Source organism: Vibrio sp. 10N.222.48.A3 (assembly GCF_041475345.1).
Classification (GTDB): domain Bacteria; phylum Pseudomonadota; class Gammaproteobacteria; order Enterobacterales; family Vibrionaceae; genus Vibrio; species Vibrio tasmaniensis_A.
Genome location: NZ_JBFRVX010001050.1, coordinates 1 through 2,592 on the forward strand (window position 1 = coordinate 1; position 2,592 = coordinate 2,592).

At 41.3% G+C, this 2,592-nt stretch carries 3 protein-coding genes; 2 read left to right on the plus strand and 1 reads right to left on the minus strand.

All coding sequences use genetic code 11. The annotated features are described in order from the left end of the window. A partial coding sequence (locus AB4653_RS23485) for a TfoX/Sxy family DNA transformation protein (protein WP_372105450.1) occupies positions 1–543 on the minus strand: 543 nt, incomplete at its 3' end. A gap of 355 nt (positions 544–898) precedes the next feature. Here AB4653_RS23485 and AB4653_RS23490 point away from each other — a divergent pair. Together AB4653_RS23490 and AB4653_RS23495 are read left to right on the plus strand one after the other, a co-directional pair. Further along, on the plus strand, positions 899–1,819 hold the full coding sequence (locus tag AB4653_RS23490) for an HDOD domain-containing protein (RefSeq protein ID WP_017096721.1): 921 nt from the start codon (positions 899–901) through the stop codon (positions 1,817–1,819). Positions 1,820–1,873: 54 nt separating this feature from the next. Next, the coding region (locus AB4653_RS23495; RefSeq protein ID WP_372105451.1) for a lysine exporter LysO family protein at positions 1,874–2,592 on the plus strand (719 nt) is incomplete at its 3' end.

Consider the following 2,592-nt stretch of genomic DNA (forward strand, 5'->3'; position numbering starts at 1 on the left):
TTGTAATAGTTTCCAGTGAATACCATCAATTGCACCCGCAAACTTCCAAAGTAATTTTAGGTCAACATCGTTTCCGTACGCTTCGCGAACCTTATTAAACACTTCAGATGCACCCAACTGCATAAACATTGAAACATCATCCACTCCAGCCTTTTTAACCATGCGTTCTAACGTCAGTTGCATGTTAGGCAAATCCCTTAATCTACGGCTAGCAGATGATTTTTTGAAGCTACGCTGCTGAATTGAATTATCGATTGAAGTACGAATAATACTATCCAATTCAGGATGCTCAGACGTAAAGAGATCCGTGATGTCGTAGTAATTCACGGTTGCTGTCGTCTGCTTTTTTACGTGACGATACTTTTCACAATCAAGCCCCGTCAGCTTTTTATCTAATAACTTCCCACCTCGAATGAATACACAATCTTCACTCAACAAAGCGAACATAGCGTCATTTTGAAAGAGGCCAATACCTCCAAACATAGATCGCTTTTGATGTTCACCAAATTGATTCACGTAATTAATAAATGCTGTCTCGGTCATATCCGTTGATCCTTAATCAAATTACCCCGATTAGGTTGATCGCCAGACAAGCAGCTTTTTATGCGAAAAATTTTAAATCTATTTAATGTTTAGGTGAATATTATGGTTTCGTTTGTCACCTTTGAAATAAATGATACTTCGAAAAGAAAAATAAGTCAGGGCGCAGCTCACATCAATCAGTTGAATATCCTTGCTTTTAATGATTTACATCACATTAAACTATCAAATCACGCCAAGAATTTAATTCTTAGTGATACCCCCGTTCAAGTTATCAAAGCTTATGTGGTTCGATGAGTATTGCCTCGCAGCATCGCGGCTTGTAAAATGGTACGACATACATGTTCTTACTCTTAATATGAATCATTTATCATTTTTCTGGCTACCACAAAATAAAGCTCTTCTCCTTAAGGGCCTAGAATCCGAGTTTGCCCAACTTGTTGGACATTCCATCTCAGCGGGAAAAATAACTCTTCCTCCGATTCCTGAGGTTGTACTTAAAATTCAAAAGCTATGTACTCTTGAACCAACAGGCGTCGCCGAAGTTGCCGAGTGCTTACTTGAAGACCCAGGGCTGACAGCAATCGTGATCAGAGTTGCTAACTCAGTTGTCTTCAACAGACGCAATATTACTTGTGTCGATGTTATGACGGCCGTATCGCGTCTTGGTATATTGAGAGTGCGTGACATTGTCACGGCTCAGGCTATTGAACAACTTAAACATTCCGTCAATTTGAGTAAAGAGTGCAACGAGCTATTGGTTCAGAGCGCTTCTGTATCAAAAGAACTCGCCGCAACTATGGTGTTAGTCACTAACCTATTTAAAGAACTATCCCCTACCGAATACCGTTATCTAGAGCATGAAAAGTCACTACTTGTTGGGTTACTTGCAGACATTGGCTTGTTCTGTTTGGTTAGTGAATATCACCTCTACCTAGACAACGGGAACTATTTAGATCACGACATCGCACTGCAAATATTCCAAGGCCAATGTTCAGCAACCAGTAAGTTGGTCCTTAGACGCTGGGGTTTCGACAGCGACTTTATCGATGTGTGCAGCAACACCATTAATAATCACGAAGAGCGCGAGGTGTCTTACCTTGATATTGCGCGAATAGCTAACCACCTACTGATGTTTAGAAACAAGGATGAGAACATTGATGAGCACGAAGTAGAACTAAACGTGACAGGAGCGGAAGTACTTTATAAATTAAGCAACTTGAGCAAACAGGATTTTAATGCAAAGCTAAGTGACGTGATCAATACTAGCGGCTTCTAAGTTACTGTTAAATTGCTAGTAAATGCAATATGAAGTCAATGCAATGGGGAAAGCATGTTTACAGGGATGATCTTTATATTTGCGCCACTCGTCGTGGGGTATCTTTTTTCAATTTCGAACGCTCAGACGCTAGAATTTATCAACCGCTCTACTTCGCGGTTGATCTACGTGATTCTCGCGTTAATGGGACTTAGCTTAGCCGCACTCGATAACCTAGGCAGTAACCTGCAGACAATTCTTCTATACACGGCCACTTTCTTTGTCTGCTTAAGCGTTTGTAACCTAATGGCGCTACCTGCTATTGATAAGTTACTGCCACTCCAGACAGACAGCTGTAATAAGAAACTCCCCCTGTCTTCTATGGCGATGGAGTCTGCCAAACTCATATTAGTGGTCGGTTCCGGCCTTATTGCGGGTTTAGTTTTGCCTATTGGACTTGATTGGGTTGATACCGCGAGTGAATGGATTCTGTTTTTTCTACTGTTCTTTATTGGCATTCAGTTACGCAATAGCGGACTAACACTTCGTCAAATCTTACTCAACAAGCACGGTATGGTAATCGCAATCGCAATCATCACCACCTCAATGCTTGGTGGTATTATTGCGGCTTATATCCTTGATATTCCTTTGTTCAGAGCCTTGGCAATGTCTTCAGGGTTTGGCTGGTATTCTTTAGCCGGTATCTTGATGGGCGACGCCTTTGGTCCTATTTATGGCGGCGCTTCTTTCATGCTTGAGCTGTTAAGAGAGTTAGTTGCTTTAATACTTATTCC

What these genes read in the sequence shown, in the direction of transcription:
- AB4653_RS23490 (WP_017096721.1), top strand. Translation starts at nt 899, where the DNA reads ATGAATCATTTATCATTTTTCTGGCTACCACAAAATAAAGCTCTTCTC.